Here is a 15,891-nt window from a genome sequence, read left to right as displayed (position 1 = left end):
ACAGGGAACAGGGAACAGGGAACAGGGAACAGGGAACAGGGAACAGGGAACAGGGAACAGGGAGCAGGTTTTGGACAACTTTACTTTTCGTTACTTATGTCGGTTTTTGTCCGTTCACCTACTTATTACTTATTAACATTACTTATTAATAGGTGGGAAATTAATTTTCGTATAACTTCATGACTTGGTTCAGGGAGAGCCGGGAATGCGCTCCTAATGTCATAGATGATCTATGGCCACGGGAGAGGTGTTCAGCAGCAGCAGTGCCAATCATGGCCGCGTTGTCAGTGCAAAATTTTAGGGGGGGGAAAAGAACCCGCAAGCTATGTTTATTGGCTGCTGCTTGTAAATGCTTTCTGAGTCCACTATTTGCTGCTACACCACCGCCTACCGTAATAGTGTCTAGTTTATAATTAAGAGCGCAAGCGATCGCTCTTTTCGTCAGCGATCGCGCTATAGTATCCTGGAAACTAGCTACTATATCCGCTATTGGTACTTCTTTACCCTCTTTTTCCAATTGTTGCACTAAACGTAATACTGCTGTCTTTAATCCGCTAAAGCTACAATCATAAGGATGATAACCCCCACCTGGTAAAGAAATTTTTCCCTCCGGTAATGTAAAGGCTTGGGGATCACCGATTTGTGATAGTTGATCAATTATTGGTCCGCCGGGATAACCCAATTTTAATAACCGCGCTACTTTATCAAAAGCTTCACCGGCTGCATCATCACGGGTTTCCCCCAGAGTTTCGTATATACCATAATCTTTGACATAAATCAAGCTTGTGTGACCCCCGGAAACAAGTAAGCTAAGAAAGGGGGGATTTAAACTTGGCTCAGTCAAATAGGTCGCACAAATGTGACCTTCCAGGTGATGTACTCCCAAAAAAGGCTTCTCATGTACCATAGCCAGGGTTTTGGCGGCTGTTAATCCCACCAGTAATGCCCCTACAAGTCCAGGCGCACAGGTGGCAGCTATACCATCAATTTGACTCCAGTTTAGATCACTAGAGGCGATCGCTTGTTCTATTTCATAATTCAGCGTTTCTAAATGCTGACGTGATGCTACCTCTGGGACTACGCCACCATATTGTTGATGAACAGGAATTTGTGAAGCAACAATACTACTACACACCTGACGATTGTTAATTATTGCAACAGCAGTTTCATCACAACTGGTTTCAATAGCTAAAACGGTTGTCATAATTGATTAGGGAACAGGGAACAGGGAACAGGGAACAGGGAACAGGGAATAGGTGACAGGTGACAGGTGACAGGTGACAGGTGACAGGTGCTACGCCACGGGGACAGAGAATAGGCAAGAATGACAACTGACAACTGACAACTGACAACTGACAACTGACAACTGACAACTGACAACTGACCGCCGACAACTGCCTCTTTCCTATATTTTGATTGAGAAGCTTTAACTTTTGTTGACTTAAACTTTACTCTATTCCCAGCCAAGAGTATGATAACTTCCTAGTTATCTAAAATAAAGACTGTACAAGCCGCTTCGTTTTGTACAAGGAACTTCTCGTTTTGTAACAAAAGGAAACAACTCCATGACACGATTGTTTGCTTTGCTTTTGGCGATGACTCTTTGGTTCAATTTTGCTCCTCCAGCACAAGCGCTAGGGGCTAACCTTGTACCTTGTAAAGACTCTCCCGCCTTTCAAGAGCTAGCACTAAATGCCCGCAATACCACCTCTGACCCCGAATCAGGTAAAAAGCGGTTTGAACGTTATTCTCAGGCTCTCTGTGGACCAGAAGGCTATCCCCACTTGATTGTAGATGGCAGCCTGAATCATGCTGGAGATTTCCTGATCCCCAGTATTCTTTTCCTCTACATTGCTGGTTGGATTGGTTGGGTAGGCCGTGCTTATTTACAAGCGATTAAAAACGGAGCGAATGCCGAACAAAAAGAAATCCAAATTGATTTCGGTATTGCTCTACCTATTATCACCTCTGGTTTTGCTTGGCCAGCAGCAGCAATTAAGGAATTTCTCTCCGGCGAGCTAACAGCCAAAGATTCAGAAATTACCGTTTCGCCACGTTAATTCACTTGTTTTCACTCACTTATTCTGGAGACTAAATTCATGGCTGAAAAAGGTAACGAAACTAACTACTTGATTACATTCATCTCTACTGCTCCCGTTGCGGCAACTATTTGGTTGACAATCACAGCAGGAATTTTGATTGAATTTAATCGCTTTTTCCCTGACCTACTTTTTCACCCTCTATAGGTTGAAAATACGGTTCATAAAAGCTAATTTACTTAGTTTTTGCTGGTAGATTGTCTGATTGAGTGATCAAACCGAATTAGGTAAAAGTATACCTCAAATCGGCAATCTTAACTAATGTATGAAACTCGTTATGTTGTCGCTTGGAAAGCGGGTTTCATACTTTCCTTGATTAGAAAGTGGCAAAAGTAATTTTTCTGAACTTCCTCAATGGCAGTTTTCAGGGAAATTATTTTCTAATTTATTTCTAATATAGAAGTGCCAACTCTCTAATTTAAAGGCAAGCAGACAACATAACTCAAGCAGTAAGTTGATCAAAAACCAACAAGAGTGATTCAAGGAATCTAAAAATACTTATGGCAATAGCAGCAGGACGTGATCCGCAAAAAGGCGATCTAGAAACCCCCATCAATTCCGCTCCTTTGGTGAAGTGGTTTATTAGCAACTTGCCAGCATACCGCGCTGGTTTAAATCCTTTTAGACGGGGTTTGGAAGTTGGTATGGCTCATGGATACTTGCTATTTGGACCTTTTGACAAATTAGGTCCTTTACGTAACGCTCCCAACGCTAACTTAGCTGGTTTATTGGGCAGTGTTGGCTTAGTTGTGATTTTAACAGCTTGCCTATCCTTATATGCAAATAGCAATCCTGATAAAGCCCTTGCTAGTATTGCTGTACCTAATCCTCCAGTTGATGCTTTCAACTCCAAGGAAAGCTGGAATAATTTCGCCAGTGCGTTCTTAATTGGTGGTATCGGTGGTGCAGTAGTCGCTTTCTTCTTGACAGCTAATTCTGGTTTAATCCAAGGTTTATTGGGCTAATTTGATTTTTGGTAATGGGTAGTAGTTACTACTTTTACCCATTACCCATTACCCATTACCCATTACCCATTACCCATTACCATACTTATTCAAAAATAGCTTTCTCTATTTCCTTTAAAGCTTGCTCAAAATCGTCATTGATAATTTGTAAATCAAATTCATCAGCAGCGGCTATTTCTGCTTCAGCACGTTTGAGACGACGACAAATTGCTTCCTCAGAATCTTGTCCGCGTCCACGAATCCGGTTTTCTAATTCTGAAAATGAAGGTGGTAAAATGAAGATACTCAGGGCGCTAGGAAAGGTGGTTCTGATTTGTCTTGCTCCTTCTAATTCAATTTCTAATAGCACCAACTTACCCGACTGAATATGGTTCAAAGCAGCTGCACGGGGTGTACCATAAAAGTTACCAGCAAATTCTGCCCATTCTAAAAGTTCACCTTTAGTCACTAATTCTTGAAATTCTTGACGAGTAATAAAGTAATATTTTTCACAATTTATTTCTCCCGGACGTGGAGAACGGGTCGTGACGGAGACTGAATAATATAATTCTGGATGACGCTGGAGAATTTCATTCATTAAAGTGCCTTTACCGACTCCGCTAGGACCTGTTAAAACAATTAGTTTGCCCAGGGTAGGAGATTCTTGGGTATTTGTAGCATGATAGAAAGGTAAGACTGGCATTATCCGGGAAAAAAGTGAACTAATAAATTAATCAATAAGTGTACATGATTCCTTAATAAGTGTACATGATTCCTTAGTCTTGTTTTAGCTGGTAAAACAACTAATTGCTATTTTGAATTTGGGAATTGAGATTTTTGCATATCTACAATATAAGCCTTTGCGGCTGAATCTTTTATCCTCACTGTTCAAATTAGCATCAAGACTAAAGAATTTGTAGCACTGGTGACAGAAAACCAGTCTAATCGAGATGGTATAGACGATATGGTACAAATAGAGTTGGGTTGATAACTATTCTGGTGATTAATTATCTACAACATGATGGTCACGGGAAATGACAAACCGGTTGGCTACGGTTTCAGGCTGAATTGCGGAGAGAATAACGTGGCTAGAATCGGTGATAATTACCGCTCTAGTGCGTCTTCCATAGGTAGCATCAACCAGTTGACCTCTATCCCTAGCATCGGTAATAATCCGTTTAATGGGAGCAGATTCTGGACTAACTATGGCCACGACTCTGTTAGCAGAGACGATATTACCAAACCCGATATTGATTAATTGAATTTCCATAAGAAAAATTTCAGCTAAACGAGAAATGAAAAGCTTGTAGTAAACTTATTCTCATGTTATCGCTAAAGAATGGGAGTTACAACGATTTAAACCTCGTTAATTTGAGTTTTTTCATAGTTAATGCTTTTTTTGGCTGTATTATCAATCAAATCTACCAAAAATACTCCATAAGATATAGGCACAGTTATATTCATATAAGCTAGTAAGGTTTTCGTTTGAATTGAAAATTATCTAGGTTTCGTAAATAATGTCTAAAAAATATCAAGCAGTCTAGGTAATCAGATGTACTGCATTTAATTTGTTTTAATTTGTATAATGATAGCGGGCAGGATGCCCCCACCACAGGATTTAACTATGTTGGGACTGTATTAGGAATGTACAATTTCACTGCGCTAAAGCTTATTTTGGATATATTGCTACATAAACAAATTACCACTAGGCAAAAATAAGCTTTAATTAGATTAAATCTGAGGAATCTTGAATCAAACCGTGAAGATGTTTGATAGCAAGCTAACAAAAGTTTGGATAGTATAATATTGGGTTTTCTTGCGTCCACCCAACATTTTATATTAATGAAAAAGAGTTTAATTAATGCTATATCAATAGCTGACTATTAGTAAATTATACTCTACTACCCCTTTGCCATAATCCCCATAAATAAATAGCAATAATCGCTCCAATAACTGCTACTATTACTCCAGGAATACTTAAAGATGCAGATGTAACTTGTAAAGTTCCTGTGCGAATGAGAGTGAATAAAGTTCCACCAATAAAAGCACCAACAATACCTAATATCATCGTAGATATCATTCCTCCACCTTGATAACCAGGATAGACAGATTTAGCAATTACACCGGCTAATAGTCCCAAAATCATCCAAGTAATAATATTCATTGATTGCTTCCTAAAAAAACTCAACTCATGTCAAATTTATCAAAGCTTAATATTATTTATTTCTGTCTAATGACATAATCTGTATAAATCAAAAGGTATGTAATTAGGACTTATTGATAAATCATAATTACATACCGATTTTGATTGATTTGACTGTAAAAATTCAGCAAAATTAAATAGCGCGAGAGAATTTAGTTTCTCTAGTTCTTGTATGAGTATCGAAAATAACCGCAATATTTCTCACTAACAATCTACCAATATCAGTAATATGGATCTCATCGGTAAATACATTGACTAATCCATCATTTTCTAGGGGTTGTAATTCTTGCAATTCGTAGCAGAAATATTTATTAAAATCAAGATGATATTTCTGTTCAATCTCCAATTTGTTGAGATGAAAATGAGACATTATTGACATAATTACATCCCGTCTAATAATGTCATCTTGGGTTAATTGAATACCTTTACTAATAGGAATTACACCAGCTGCAACTGCTTGGTAATAGTCCTTTAATTCCTTATGATTTTGAGCATAAGCATCTTCCAACATACTAATAGATGTAGCCCCAAAACCAAATAATTCAGTTTCCGCATGGGTAGTATAACCTTGGAAATTACGTTTTAGTGTACCATGACGTTGAGCGATCGCTAATTCATTATTATTTTTGGCAAAATGATCCATCCCAATAAACAGATACTCATGATTAGTTAATTCCTCAATTGTCATTTTCAGGATATCTAACTTTTCTTCTGCTCCGGGTAATGCTGCTTGGGGAATCATTTTTTGTACAGGTTTAATCCAAGGTACATAAGCAAAATTAAAGACGACAATTCTATCAGCATCTAAAGCCATTGTCTTGTGTAATGTTTCCCGAAAAGTTGCTAAAGTTTGATAAGGTAAACCATAAATTAAGTCTACATTGACACTATCAAAATTAGCCTCCTTAATCCAACTCATGACATCAAAGAGTAGTGATTCTGGTTGAATTCGATTCACTGCTTTTTGTACTTCTGGGTGAAAATCTTGAATCCCGAAACTAATGCGATTAAAGCCAATATCTCTCAAAAATAAGATATATTCCCTATTCACATAACGGGGATTAATTTCGATAGAAACTTCTGCATTTTCCGCAATTTGGAAATTACGAGTAATATTTTTCCAGAGAGATTCCACTTGTTCAAGTTCTAAATAATTCGGTGTTCCTCCACCCCAATGGATTTGTAAAACTTGTCTATTTTTATCAATTAAAGCTGAGGTATTTTTGATTTCCTGTTCTAAATGTTCCAGATACGGTATAGCCATATTCTTGTTATTAGTAATTACGGTATTACAACCGCAGAAATAACAAGCACTTTGACAAAAAGGAATATGAAAATACAAAGATAGGGGAGTTTTTCTTTGATTAGAAGCGGTAATTGCAGTTTGGAAATTTTCCGCTGTGAAAGTATCAGTTAATTCTGTTGCTGGGGGATAACTTGTGTATCTAGGAGCGCGAGTATCATACTTTTGAATTAGATCAAAATCAAACTTAACACCAGGTAATAGAAAAACCATTATAGTCTCCAGTGAATTTGTGTGATGATTGGAAATAATCACAATTGATTTTCCCAATTTCGATTTAATGTTGTAATTTAGGATTTAGCTATTCACAAATAGAATATATTTATCCTATTTGTTTGTGGTGAGCATTATGTTTTTAATGAACCACTTCAGACACAGAGAACATAGAGGAAGAGAATAAATAAGATGTTTGCATCTTTTTGAGCATCTTTATATAATTCATCATGTTCAAAATTAATTGAGTGATGAATTATATCTTTGTCAATTATGCAGAGACTCAAATTAAACTATTGTAAGTGTCTTTACCAATAGTCTCTATTAAAATCCTTTCTAACTCTTGAAATATCTGCATATTTAATTTGAAAGCATAGTTAGCTTCCGCGACAATTTTGTCAACGGTGGTATCATCAATGGGGAGTTTATCTAATGCTTGACGATACTTTTCTTTAAAGGCTTGTTTGTCGGGAATTTGCTCAAAATTGTAAAAGGAAGTTCCTGTATATCCAGACAGTTTTAAAGCTGACTGAGCAATTTTTTGGAGCATTTGGCCACCAGAAAGATCACCCAAATAACGAGTATAGGAATGAGCTAATAATAGTGCGGGTTCATGGGTAGAAATTTGTTGAATACGCGCAAGATAAGTTTGAGTAGCAGGTGAAGGTTTAATGGTTTCTTGCCATTGATTCCCATAATAAAATAACATATCTTGTTTTAGGGAAGATTGGCGATTTAGTTCGGGAAAATAAATTAAACCAATTACAGGATGTTGTTTATATTTCTCAATTGCTGCTTCTAGTTCACTGTAAACAAAATAGAAATTACTCAACAACTGAATAAAACAATTTTTGTCTACAACCCCTTTGATAAAGCATTTCATGAAACCGACATTTTCGGAATTTGTATGTGCTTGTTGCGTTCCCACACGCAGTTTCATTGCTAAATTATTACTCATTGTTTCTTCCCTCTTGTTGATGTCTGTAGTGTTCTTTTCCAAATTTTAGCGACTCGTTTATCAGTTCACAGCCGATATAATTACAGAAAATTGCTATTCTCTATGAATAGAGTTATCAGCATAATTTCTCCAGCACAAATCTCCAGCACAAATCTCCAGCATAAATTACTATCAATAGTAATTTCGGCTATTTTTACCACTCCTGAAATTATTTAACTATTATTCTTGGTATAACTATAAAAGTATTTATATTTATTTATAGTTTCCTAAATATATTTGTTTAGTAAATAGGTATTTAAACTATAAGAAAATTCTAGATAATTCAGTATTTTTGTAAAAATTAGTTTCAATAATTTAACTGATGACTAATAACAAATATTCATGCTTATATAATTTTAAGGCAGACAATAGTAAAGCGAATACCTATGGTTAAGTCGTTGGATAAACCCCCAGTTGAGTTACCGAAATCGGGGGTAAAAACACCCGTTCAAGAAACACTATTAACACCCCGGTTTTATACCACTGATTTTGACACAGTGGCCAAAATGGATATTTCTGGGTATGAAACGGAATTAAGGGCTGTAATTGACGAACTGAAAGCAGATTATAATCGTCATCACTTTATACGAGATGATGAATTTAAGCAAGGTTGGGATCACATTGTTGGTGAAAAACGACTGGCTTTTATTGACTTTTTAGAACGTTCTTGTACTTCAGAATTTTCCGGGTTTTTACTGTTTAAAGAATTATCCCGTCGTCTCAAGGATAATAACCCTTTATTATCAGAAGCATTTGCTTATTTAGCACGAGACGAAGCCCGTCATGCGGGGTTTTTAAATAAGTCAATGGCTGATTTTAACCTTTCCCTTGACTTAAGTTATCTGACTAAAAATCGCACCTATACATTTTTCCCTATAGAGTGGGTTATTTACACGGTTTATCTATCGGAAAAAATAGGTTATTGGCGTTATATTTTAGTATATCGTCACATGGAAAAAAATCCCGAATACCAATTTTATCCCCTATTTCGGAAGTTTGAAAGTTGGTGTCAAGATGAGAATAGACACGGTGATTTTTTCAAAGCTTTGTTACGTTCTCAACCTCAATTATGGAATAATTGGAAATCTCGGTTATGGGTGCGGTTTTTCTTAATAACCGTTTTTGCAACTCACACCATGACAGTATTTGAAAGAGGTAATTTCTATGAAATATTAGGTATTCATCCTCGTAAATACAATAATCAGGTAATTGAAGAAACTAACAAAACCGCAGCTAAAGCATTTCCGATTATTTTAAATACCAATCATCCCTATTTCTTCTGGTATTTAGAACAATGTGCATTGTATAATCAGAAAATAATTGATCTCAACAAAATCAACGATTGGGGAATTATCAAATATTTCCAAAAAATCCCCTTAGTCTTGATGATTTTTTGGTATATGTTCAAGATTTTTCTGATTAAACCCATAGACGCAGAAGCAACTCGTCAACAAGTTTGTTAGTTAGGGAAAGGGGAAAGTTGAATGACCAACAAGATTCCCAAATTTTTAGAGAATTTGGGGATCTAATTCTTATTTTTTACTCTTTAATTGAAAAGGTGTATATTTCCCACCCAAAGCTTCAACAATAGCGCGGGTATTTGCAACCATCATTTTTATATAAGTATCACTATTACTACCTTTTACCCCAATGGAATCAGAATAAAGTGAAGTTGGTGCTAATTTTACCCCTGCTTCTTCCGCAACTGTTTTAATTAAAGCTGGGTTAATTGTTGTTTCCGCAAATATCGCTGGGACACCTATTTTTTTCACTGATTCTACTAATTTTTTCACCGTTTGGGCGCTTGGTTGTTCCTCCGTACTAATCCCGATTAAAGTTCCAGCAATTGTTATTTTATAAGCATTTCCATAATATTGAAAAGCATCATGAGTAGTAATTAATTTACGGTTTTTTGGGGGAATAGTTTGGATTTGTTGTAAAATCCAAAGATGTAATTGTTGTAATTCATCAATTAACTTATCTGCATTTTCAGTCAACTTATTTTTATCTGCTGGTGACAAAGCGATTAAACTATTTTTAATAGCTTTCACCATCAATATAACATTTTCTGCACTACCCCAAACATGAGGATCTGGAACAATTTTCCCCCTACCTTTATCTAATTTTAAAGATTTGACAACTTCCCCCACAGCCAACTTTTTCGCTTTGTCTCCAGTCGCATTCATTAACTTAATAATTCCCGGTTCTAAATTGTAACCGTTGTACAAAATCAAATTAGCTTTTTCCAAAACTCGACTATCTGCGGGTACTGGTTCATACACATGAGGATCTGCACCAGGTTTCAAAATTCCCGTAATTTGTAATTTTTCCCCGCCAATTTCTTCAGCTAAATCTGCAATAATGGTACTCGTCGCTACAACTTGCGGCCGATTATTTCCTCCGTGTGAGGAGTTGGGAGTACAACCCATTACAGCCAAAGATACCAACATTCCTAGACAAAGGGGATTAAGTAAAGAGAACCTAACCCCCAACCCCTTCCCTCCCAGGGAAGGGGAGTAAGAATAAAAGCCTCTCTCCTCACAGGGGAGAGGTTTGGAGAGGGGTTTCAGTAATAAGTTATACGTTATATTAAGTATTAGTTTCATTGCTCTCCGTGATTACTTCTAATTATAGATATTCTCATATTTTTCTCATTTTTATAGTAAACTCAAAAAATAACTATCTTAATCAAAGTTATGCAAAACATTTCTGATTACCGAAAATCTAGTCTATCTACCAAAAATTCAGCAAATATACTTACACAGATCAACATCACCCATCTAAATGTAAATTATCGGACACAGGAAGCATTAAGAGACATTAACTGCACAATTAAACCAGGAAAAATCACAGGTATTTTTGGACCCAATGGTGCAGGTAAAAGCACATTAATGAAAGCCATTTTAGGATTAGTTCCCATCACTAACGGTCAAGTTATATACCAAAATCAGCCCTTAACCCAGCAACTAGAGAAAATTGCTTATGTACCCCAACGTAGTCAAATTGACTGGAATTACCCCGCTACCGTATGGGATGTAGTTATGATGGGGCGTATTAAAAAAACAGGCTGGTTACGTAGTTTCTCTACAGTCAGCCGCCAAATAGCCACACAAGCATTAACAAAAGTGGGAATAGAAGCATTAAAAAATCGTCCCATTGGTGAACTTTCAGGAGGACAACAACAACGGGTATTTTTAGCCAGGGCTTTAACTCAAGAAGCCGAAATTTTCTGTTTTGATGAACCATTTGTAGGTATTGATCAAAAAACCCAAACTATCATATTTGAAGTCTTTCAAGAACTAGCAAAAGCCAATAAAATCGTCTTAGTAGTTAATCATGACTTAGGTGAATCTATTACCCATTTTGATGATTTAATCTTACTAAATTGCGAATTAATCGCCACCGGTTCACGCCAACAAGTCTTAACAGAAAATAACTTAAATCAGGCTTATAGCGGAAAAGTCATGTACTTTGCTGAAGCAGCATAATAATTAATAAATATCTTCTCTTCCTCTCTTCCTTCGCGTTCTTTGCGCCTTCGTGGTTCATTTTCATCTATGTTGCAAACACTAATTGAACCGTTGCAATATGGCTTTATGCAACGTTCCTTAATCATCGCCATACTAGTAGGATTATTGTGTGCTATAGTCGGTAGTTATTTAATGGTACAACGCCTAGCATTACTGGGAGATGCTATTAGTCATTCAGTATTACCAGGACTGGCTATAGCCTTCATGATTGGTGCTAATATCTTTGTCGGGGCGTTTATTGCGGGAGTTTTGAGTACCATGGCCATAGCCTTAATTAAAACCCGATCTCCCATTAAAGAAGATGCTGCTATGGGCATAGTTTTTTCTGCCTTTTTTGCTCTGGGAGTTACTTTAATTACAGTCATTCAAAAGGATAATAAAATTGATTTGAATCACTTTCTTTTTGGTAATATTTTAGGGGTAACTGTTGATGAAGTCAGGGATACAGCTATTATTACGGCTATTGTTTTAATGGTAGTTTTCCTATTATATAAAGAACTATTATTTTACACATTTGATCCTTTAGGAGCGCAAGCTGCTGGTTTACCAGTTAATCGTTTAAATTTTGGTTTAATGTTGTTAATTGCTTTGACAATTGTTGCCAGTATGAAAGCTGTGGGAGTAATATTAGTATTATCACTTTTAATTACTCCTGGTGCAACTGCTTATTTATTGGTCAAACGTTTACATCAAGTCATGATTTTAGGGGCGGTAATTGGGGTAATTTCTAGTATTAGCGGAATGTATCTTAGCTACTTTTATAATTTACCTTCTGGTCCAGCTATTGTATTAGTGGTTTCTGGTTTATTTACTTTGGCTTTATTGTTTAGTCCTCGACATGGGATTTTGATATCTATTATGAATAGGAAATAAAATTATCAAATTATCAAATTGGTAATTTTATTACATTTAATACTAGTTTATATTTACATAAATCCACGCAAAGTAACTTTTTTTGTGTAGTAGCGATCGCTAATTGACCTTATTTTACTAAACTGGAAAAGTGTTGACAATTACCGTTATTATATTCTTGAGGTGTTAGATCAAGAGTGTAGTAAACCAGGGGTAAGACAATGACAGAGATTCAAGAACAACTCCCGATTTTAACTGGAAAGAAAGGAAGATATCAACTTCTCAAACCTTTGGGAAAGGGGGGTTTTGGAGATACTTTTCTCGCTATTGACTTAGATACGATGAATCAACGCCATTGTGTTGTTAAGCGATTACGAATTGATAGTCATCATTCTCCTGAAATAGTTGCAGGGATTAAAAAAGCCTTTGAAAAGGAGGCTAAGGTTCTGGAAGATTTAGGAGATAGAAGCGGTAACATTCCCTGCTTATATGACTATTTTTCCTCAACTGTAACTGACCCCGAACTCAGTACCCCACAGGAGTTTAATTATTTGGTTCAACAATATATCGAAGGAGAGGATCTAAAAAAGGAACTGGAACAACAAGGACGTTTCTCAGAAGCCAAGGTTTTGGCTCTATTAAATAATATTTTACCTGTTTTAAAATTTATCCATAAAAATGACGTTATTCACCGGGATATTAAACCTAGTAATATTATGCACTCCAAAGAAGAAGATAACAAATTCTATTTAATTGACTTTGGAGCAGTTAAACAAGTAATCAAAGGTGATATTGACACCACAGAAACATCTATAGTTTTTGCAAGTGTTTGCTATGCTCCTCAAGAACAACTCAGAAAGGAAAAGGTTGATTATTCCAGTGATTTATATGCTTTGGCTGCTTCTTGTGTGCAATTATTAACAGGTGAATTTCCAGAGGATTCCCGTGATGTTAATAATCTTTGGAATTGGCAAAAATATCCCTATATTAGCGAACATTTAGGTAAGATATTAAGGCGTATGCTCCAAGAAGATCGTCATTATAGATTCCAGTCAGCACCGGAAGTAATGGAAGCTCTGAATAAACGTGATGATCCTAGTGATAAAAATAATGGTGATGATCAAACGACAGAAATTATCCCTCCTCCCAAACCTCAATTTATTAAAGTTTTATTGATCACAGCAATTATTTTGACAACTACCGGGGTTTTAATAGCTATTTATCGCCATCAAAATCAAGACCTACAAGTAAATATTAAAACTATTCCTGGTCAATTATTTGAGAATAAACAATTTGGAATTGAGATCAAATATCCTCAAGATTGGAAGGCTGAAAAACAACAATATAGTCCCTTAACCGGGGGAACTATTGCCAAAATATTCCCTAATACTTTTAGTCCGAATCTCGAAGTAGGGCTATTTATCAGTATTGAAGATATACAAAAATCTCAGACTTTATCAGAGTATAATCAGGCTGCTATCGAACAAATTCAAAAATCCGTTAAAAACGTCCAAATTCTCCAACAACAATCGAGAAAAATAGATAATCGAGAGGGATATCAAATAGTTTATACAGGTGAAGATCAAATTGATAACTTCAGGTTTAAAGTTATGAAAGTTTGGACTATTAGTAATTCAAAAGTTTATATTCTGACCTATCGAGCCGAAGAAAAACTCTATGATCCCTTTCTCAAAGATGTAGAACAAACCATGATTAAGTCTTTTCGTTTGCAGTTGCAGTCTACTTTGCCAGTTGACATTTAGACACTAGTTGTATTAACATAGGATTGACTCAAATCATCAGCTTTTTGTAACCCTCTTAATAACCTGATTTCTTATGGCTTTAGTTATGAAAAATCACCTATCAGCACCCTTAACTGGTCTGGCTTTAGCCTTGAGTATCACTTTAGCTAGTAATCAGCCCAGCCAAGCTCAAGCTCAAAGTCGTCAATTTACTTGTGCATTGAGAGATAAGTATCCAGTAACCGTAGTTCGTACCGCATCCGTAGGTAGTGTCCCCATAATTGTGTGGACAAACAAAAGTCATATTAGTGATACATGGACACCGCAAGCACGTTGTCAAGAAGTATCAGATCGTTTCCAGAAACTGCACAATCAAGGTCAACTGAAAACCCTGAAAACGGGAAAAGTTAATGGTCAATCTGTTATCTGTGGTGTAGGATATAAGGAGGATGGTTGTGATAAAAAAAATATTTTACTGACCATGACCAAGGATCGTGACCCTAAGCAAGTTCTGGAACAACTATTGAATACTCGTGTTGCTGCTGGTGGGGAGGCTGTTTACCTCAGTGGCGACCAAGAAGGATACATTAAACCAACAATCAACCGTGATGGCACTGCCAGCGTTGACATTGATCAAGTGATTAACAGTAACAGTGAGCCGCTCTGGTAAATTGAAATTATGGGGGGAAAATCATGGGTTGGCGCATAGGAATGGTCGCTGTTTTTGCACTAGCTGGTTCTGTTTTGCCTTTGGCAACTTCAGTGTCGTCAGTTCCAAAACCCCCTTTTTCAAGGGTTAATTTGTGGCCTGGCCAAGAACAAATTCAACCTGAACAAGAGGCTCGTTTAATTACAGTTAAGATTTTAAGTAGCCCTAGAGAAAAGCGCGATCGCTCATTAGGTTCTGGTGTACTCTTTTATAAAGATAAATTAACCTCAACCTATGGAGTAATTACCAATGATCATGTTTTACAAGCTGGTGACGCTCCCTATTCTATTCAAACTCCCGACGGAAAAATTCACCGTGCTAACCCTGTGGTGCAAAAAAAACAACTGAGGGGAAATGATTTAGCCTTATTAGAATTTGTCGCTGACTCAGAATACAGGATTACTACCAAATCAAATCAACAAGCCACCATTGGAGATTCGGTAATAGCCGCTGGTTTTCCCCTCAAAAATAGCAAAAGCAAATCTGGGGGGTTTGTGATTAAAACCGGTAAAATTCAACTGGTGCTAGATAAAGCCCTAGAGGGAGGATACCAAATCGGCTTTACCAATGATATAGAAAAAGGGATGAGTGGCGGACCCCTATTAAATAGCGCAGGGGAATTAGTAGGAATTAATGGACTTCATGCTAACCCAATTTGGGGCGATCCTTATGTTTTTGAAGATGGTTCTTACCCAACGGACGCACAGCGAGAACAAATAAGTCAATATAGCTGGGGTATTCCCTTAGAAACAGTCAAGCAATTATTCATTGCTAAAAGCAAGTAGAAGTAGCGCCCCGTGGCTACCCCGGTATTTTGGGCAACTTGACTTTTCGTTACTTATGTCGGTTTTTTTCCGTTTACCTACTTAATCACAGTCAAAATAAATGACTCGCTTTATACATGATCAATTTGCTAAACAATATCTAACAGAACTATTAACACCCTATGGAAAAGTAGAAACCAGTAAAGACATCACCGCAGAAGTCAGACAAATTGACGTATTATTTATCCCCTCATCCCCACTCACCAACCTAACAACACTAGGCATATTAGGGAAAATGGCAGCTAATTATGCCGTGTTTGAACCATTCCGTAATGCTGTGGGTAAAAGTGAAATCCGCAGTTGCATGGGTAAATTATTTGACATTCATGCTTAGGTTGAACGTCAAGCTAAACGCAATGACACGCGAATAAATAAATCCGAGTTAGCTAATTTGTGGATTTTGACTCCTACAGTATCAGTAGAAATCCTCGATAGCTTTAATGCTAGTTTGGATGAAGAAAACTGGGGTAAGGGG

At 36.7% G+C, this 15,891-nt stretch carries 17 protein-coding genes; 10 read left to right on the top strand and 7 right to left on the bottom strand.

Annotation, left to right across the window (positions count from 1 at the left end; all coding sequences use genetic code 11):
* Positions 1-160: 160 nt before the first annotated feature.
* On the bottom strand, positions 161-1,204 hold the full coding sequence (tsaD, locus tag ACIR131C_RS0109295) for a tRNA (adenosine(37)-N6)-threonylcarbamoyltransferase complex transferase subunit TsaD (protein ID WP_028089974.1): 1,044 nt from the start codon (positions 1,202-1,204) through the stop codon (positions 161-163).
* A 361-nt stretch (positions 1,205-1,565) separates the two neighbouring features.
* Here tsaD and ACIR131C_RS0109290 point away from each other — a divergent pair, with 361 nt between their 5' ends.
* The 3 genes from ACIR131C_RS0109290 to ACIR131C_RS0109280 all read left to right on the top strand — a co-directional run bounded on the left by ACIR131C_RS0109290 (position 1,566) and on the right by ACIR131C_RS0109280 (position 3,064).
* On the top strand, positions 1,566-2,060 hold the full coding sequence (locus ACIR131C_RS0109290) for a photosystem I reaction center subunit III (RefSeq protein ID WP_028083753.1): 495 nt from the start codon (positions 1,566-1,568) through the stop codon (positions 2,058-2,060).
* Positions 2,061-2,099: 39 nt separating this feature from the next.
* Positions 2,100-2,246 carry a photosystem I reaction center subunit IX gene (gene psaJ, locus ACIR131C_RS0109285; protein WP_015079100.1) on the top strand — a complete coding sequence of 49 codons (147 nt, stop codon included), beginning with the start codon at positions 2,100-2,102 and terminating at the stop codon, positions 2,244-2,246.
* A 353-nt stretch (positions 2,247-2,599) separates the two neighbouring features.
* Complete coding sequence (locus ACIR131C_RS0109280) at positions 2,600-3,064, top strand: photosystem I reaction center subunit XI (RefSeq protein ID WP_028089973.1); 465 nt, start codon at positions 2,600-2,602, stop codon at positions 3,062-3,064.
* 85 nt (positions 3,065-3,149) lie between these two features.
* Here the strand turns inward: ACIR131C_RS0109280 and gmk are convergent, their stop codons facing one another.
* From gmk to ACIR131C_RS0109255, 5 genes are all read right to left on the bottom strand, one after another.
* Positions 3,150-3,746 carry a guanylate kinase gene (gene gmk, locus ACIR131C_RS0109275; protein ID WP_028089972.1) on the bottom strand — a complete coding sequence of 199 codons (597 nt, stop codon included), beginning with the start codon at positions 3,744-3,746 and terminating at the stop codon, positions 3,150-3,152.
* Positions 3,747-4,046: 300 nt separating this feature from the next.
* Positions 4,047-4,313 carry an extracellular matrix/biofilm regulator RemA gene (gene remA, locus ACIR131C_RS0109270; protein ID WP_015080662.1) on the bottom strand — a complete coding sequence of 89 codons (267 nt, stop codon included), beginning with the start codon at positions 4,311-4,313 and terminating at the stop codon, positions 4,047-4,049.
* Positions 4,314-4,934: 621 nt separating this feature from the next.
* On the bottom strand, positions 4,935-5,207 hold the full coding sequence (locus ACIR131C_RS0109265; protein WP_028089971.1) for a GlsB/YeaQ/YmgE family stress response membrane protein: 273 nt from the start codon (positions 5,205-5,207) through the stop codon (positions 4,935-4,937).
* Positions 5,208-5,379: 172 nt separating this feature from the next.
* Positions 5,380-6,762 carry an oxygen-independent coproporphyrinogen III oxidase gene (gene hemN, locus ACIR131C_RS0109260; protein WP_028089970.1) on the bottom strand — a complete coding sequence of 461 codons (1,383 nt, stop codon included), beginning with the start codon at positions 6,760-6,762 and terminating at the stop codon, positions 5,380-5,382.
* Positions 6,763-7,045: 283 nt separating this feature from the next.
* Complete coding sequence (locus ACIR131C_RS0109255) at positions 7,046-7,720, bottom strand: biliverdin-producing heme oxygenase (RefSeq protein WP_028089969.1); 675 nt, start codon at positions 7,718-7,720, stop codon at positions 7,046-7,048.
* A gap of 425 nt (positions 7,721-8,145) precedes the next feature.
* Here ACIR131C_RS0109255 and acsF point away from each other — a divergent pair, with 425 nt between their 5' ends.
* The gene (gene acsF, locus ACIR131C_RS0109250; protein ID WP_028089968.1) at positions 8,146-9,222 is read left to right on the top strand and encodes a magnesium-protoporphyrin IX monomethyl ester (oxidative) cyclase; all 1,077 of its coding nucleotides are present in this window, start codon (positions 8,146-8,148) and stop codon (positions 9,220-9,222) included.
* A gap of 69 nt (positions 9,223-9,291) precedes the next feature.
* Here the strand turns inward: acsF and ACIR131C_RS0109245 are convergent, their stop codons facing one another.
* Positions 9,292-10,209: a metal ABC transporter substrate-binding protein gene (locus ACIR131C_RS0109245; RefSeq protein ID WP_196811745.1), complete on the bottom strand. Its 918-nt coding sequence runs from the start codon at positions 10,207-10,209 to the stop codon at positions 9,292-9,294.
* Positions 10,210-10,455: 246 nt separating this feature from the next.
* Here ACIR131C_RS0109245 and ACIR131C_RS0109240 point away from each other — a divergent pair, with 246 nt between their 5' ends.
* The 6 genes from ACIR131C_RS0109240 to ACIR131C_RS22320 all read left to right on the top strand — a co-directional run bounded on the left by ACIR131C_RS0109240 (position 10,456) and on the right by ACIR131C_RS22320 (position 15,750).
* Positions 10,456-11,247, top strand: coding sequence for a metal ABC transporter ATP-binding protein (locus tag ACIR131C_RS0109240; protein WP_028089966.1), 792 nt, complete (start codon positions 10,456-10,458; stop codon positions 11,245-11,247).
* 69 nt (positions 11,248-11,316) lie between these two features.
* Positions 11,317-12,162 (top strand): metal ABC transporter permease, encoded by an 846-nt coding sequence (locus ACIR131C_RS0109235; protein ID WP_028089965.1) that lies wholly within the window; start codon positions 11,317-11,319, stop codon positions 12,160-12,162.
* 200 nt (positions 12,163-12,362) lie between these two features.
* On the top strand, positions 12,363-13,904 hold the full coding sequence (locus tag ACIR131C_RS0109230; protein WP_028089964.1) for a serine/threonine-protein kinase: 1,542 nt from the start codon (positions 12,363-12,365) through the stop codon (positions 13,902-13,904).
* A gap of 73 nt (positions 13,905-13,977) precedes the next feature.
* Entirely contained in the window at positions 13,978-14,553 is a 576-nt protein-coding gene (locus ACIR131C_RS0109225; protein ID WP_231395427.1) for a COP23 domain-containing protein, read from the top strand.
* 23 nt (positions 14,554-14,576) lie between these two features.
* Positions 14,577-15,377 carry a S1 family peptidase gene (locus ACIR131C_RS0109220; RefSeq protein WP_028089962.1) on the top strand — a complete coding sequence of 267 codons (801 nt, stop codon included), beginning with the start codon at positions 14,577-14,579 and terminating at the stop codon, positions 15,375-15,377.
* A 100-nt stretch (positions 15,378-15,477) separates the two neighbouring features.
* On the top strand, positions 15,478-15,750 hold the full coding sequence (locus ACIR131C_RS22320; protein WP_028089961.1) for a hypothetical protein: 273 nt from the start codon (positions 15,478-15,480) through the stop codon (positions 15,748-15,750).
* The last annotated feature ends 141 nt before the right edge of the window (positions 15,751-15,891 follow it).

Origin of the sequence: Dolichospermum circinale AWQC131C (assembly GCF_000426905.1) — a bacterium.
Taxonomy (GTDB): domain Bacteria; phylum Cyanobacteriota; class Cyanobacteriia; order Cyanobacteriales; family Nostocaceae; genus Dolichospermum; species Dolichospermum circinale.
This window is presented reverse-complemented; position numbering and strand designations above follow the sequence as displayed.

Coding starts and splice junctions, on each gene's coding strand:
- tsaD (WP_028089974.1), bottom strand. CDS start 1,204: ATGACAACCGTTTTAGCTATTGAAACCAGTTGTGATGAAACTGCTGTT.
- ACIR131C_RS0109290 (WP_028083753.1), top strand. CDS start 1,566: ATGACACGATTGTTTGCTTTGCTTTTGGCGATGACTCTTTGGTTCAAT.
- psaJ (WP_015079100.1), top strand. CDS start 2,100: ATGGCTGAAAAAGGTAACGAAACTAACTACTTGATTACATTCATCTCT.
- ACIR131C_RS0109280 (WP_028089973.1), top strand. CDS start 2,600: ATGGCAATAGCAGCAGGACGTGATCCGCAAAAAGGCGATCTAGAAACC.
- gmk (WP_028089972.1), bottom strand. CDS start 3,746: ATGCCAGTCTTACCTTTCTATCATGCTACAAATACCCAAGAATCTCCT.
- remA (WP_015080662.1), bottom strand. CDS start 4,313: ATGGAAATTCAATTAATCAATATCGGGTTTGGTAATATCGTCTCTGCT.
- ACIR131C_RS0109265 (WP_028089971.1), bottom strand. CDS start 5,207: ATGAATATTATTACTTGGATGATTTTGGGACTATTAGCCGGTGTAATT.
- hemN (WP_028089970.1), bottom strand. CDS start 6,762: ATGGTTTTTCTATTACCTGGTGTTAAGTTTGATTTTGATCTAATTCAA.
- ACIR131C_RS0109255 (WP_028089969.1), bottom strand. CDS start 7,720: ATGAGTAATAATTTAGCAATGAAACTGCGTGTGGGAACGCAACAAGCA.
- acsF (WP_028089968.1), top strand. CDS start 8,146: ATGGTTAAGTCGTTGGATAAACCCCCAGTTGAGTTACCGAAATCGGGG.
- ACIR131C_RS0109245 (WP_196811745.1), bottom strand. CDS start 10,209: ATGTTGGTATCTTTGGCTGTAATGGGTTGTACTCCCAACTCCTCACAC.
- ACIR131C_RS0109240 (WP_028089966.1), top strand. CDS start 10,456: ATGCAAAACATTTCTGATTACCGAAAATCTAGTCTATCTACCAAAAAT.
- ACIR131C_RS0109235 (WP_028089965.1), top strand. CDS start 11,317: ATGTTGCAAACACTAATTGAACCGTTGCAATATGGCTTTATGCAACGT.
- ACIR131C_RS0109230 (WP_028089964.1), top strand. CDS start 12,363: ATGACAGAGATTCAAGAACAACTCCCGATTTTAACTGGAAAGAAAGGA.
- ACIR131C_RS0109225 (WP_231395427.1), top strand. CDS start 13,978: ATGGCTTTAGTTATGAAAAATCACCTATCAGCACCCTTAACTGGTCTG.
- ACIR131C_RS0109220 (WP_028089962.1), top strand. CDS start 14,577: ATGGGTTGGCGCATAGGAATGGTCGCTGTTTTTGCACTAGCTGGTTCT.
- ACIR131C_RS22320 (WP_028089961.1), top strand. CDS start 15,478: ATGACTCGCTTTATACATGATCAATTTGCTAAACAATATCTAACAGAA.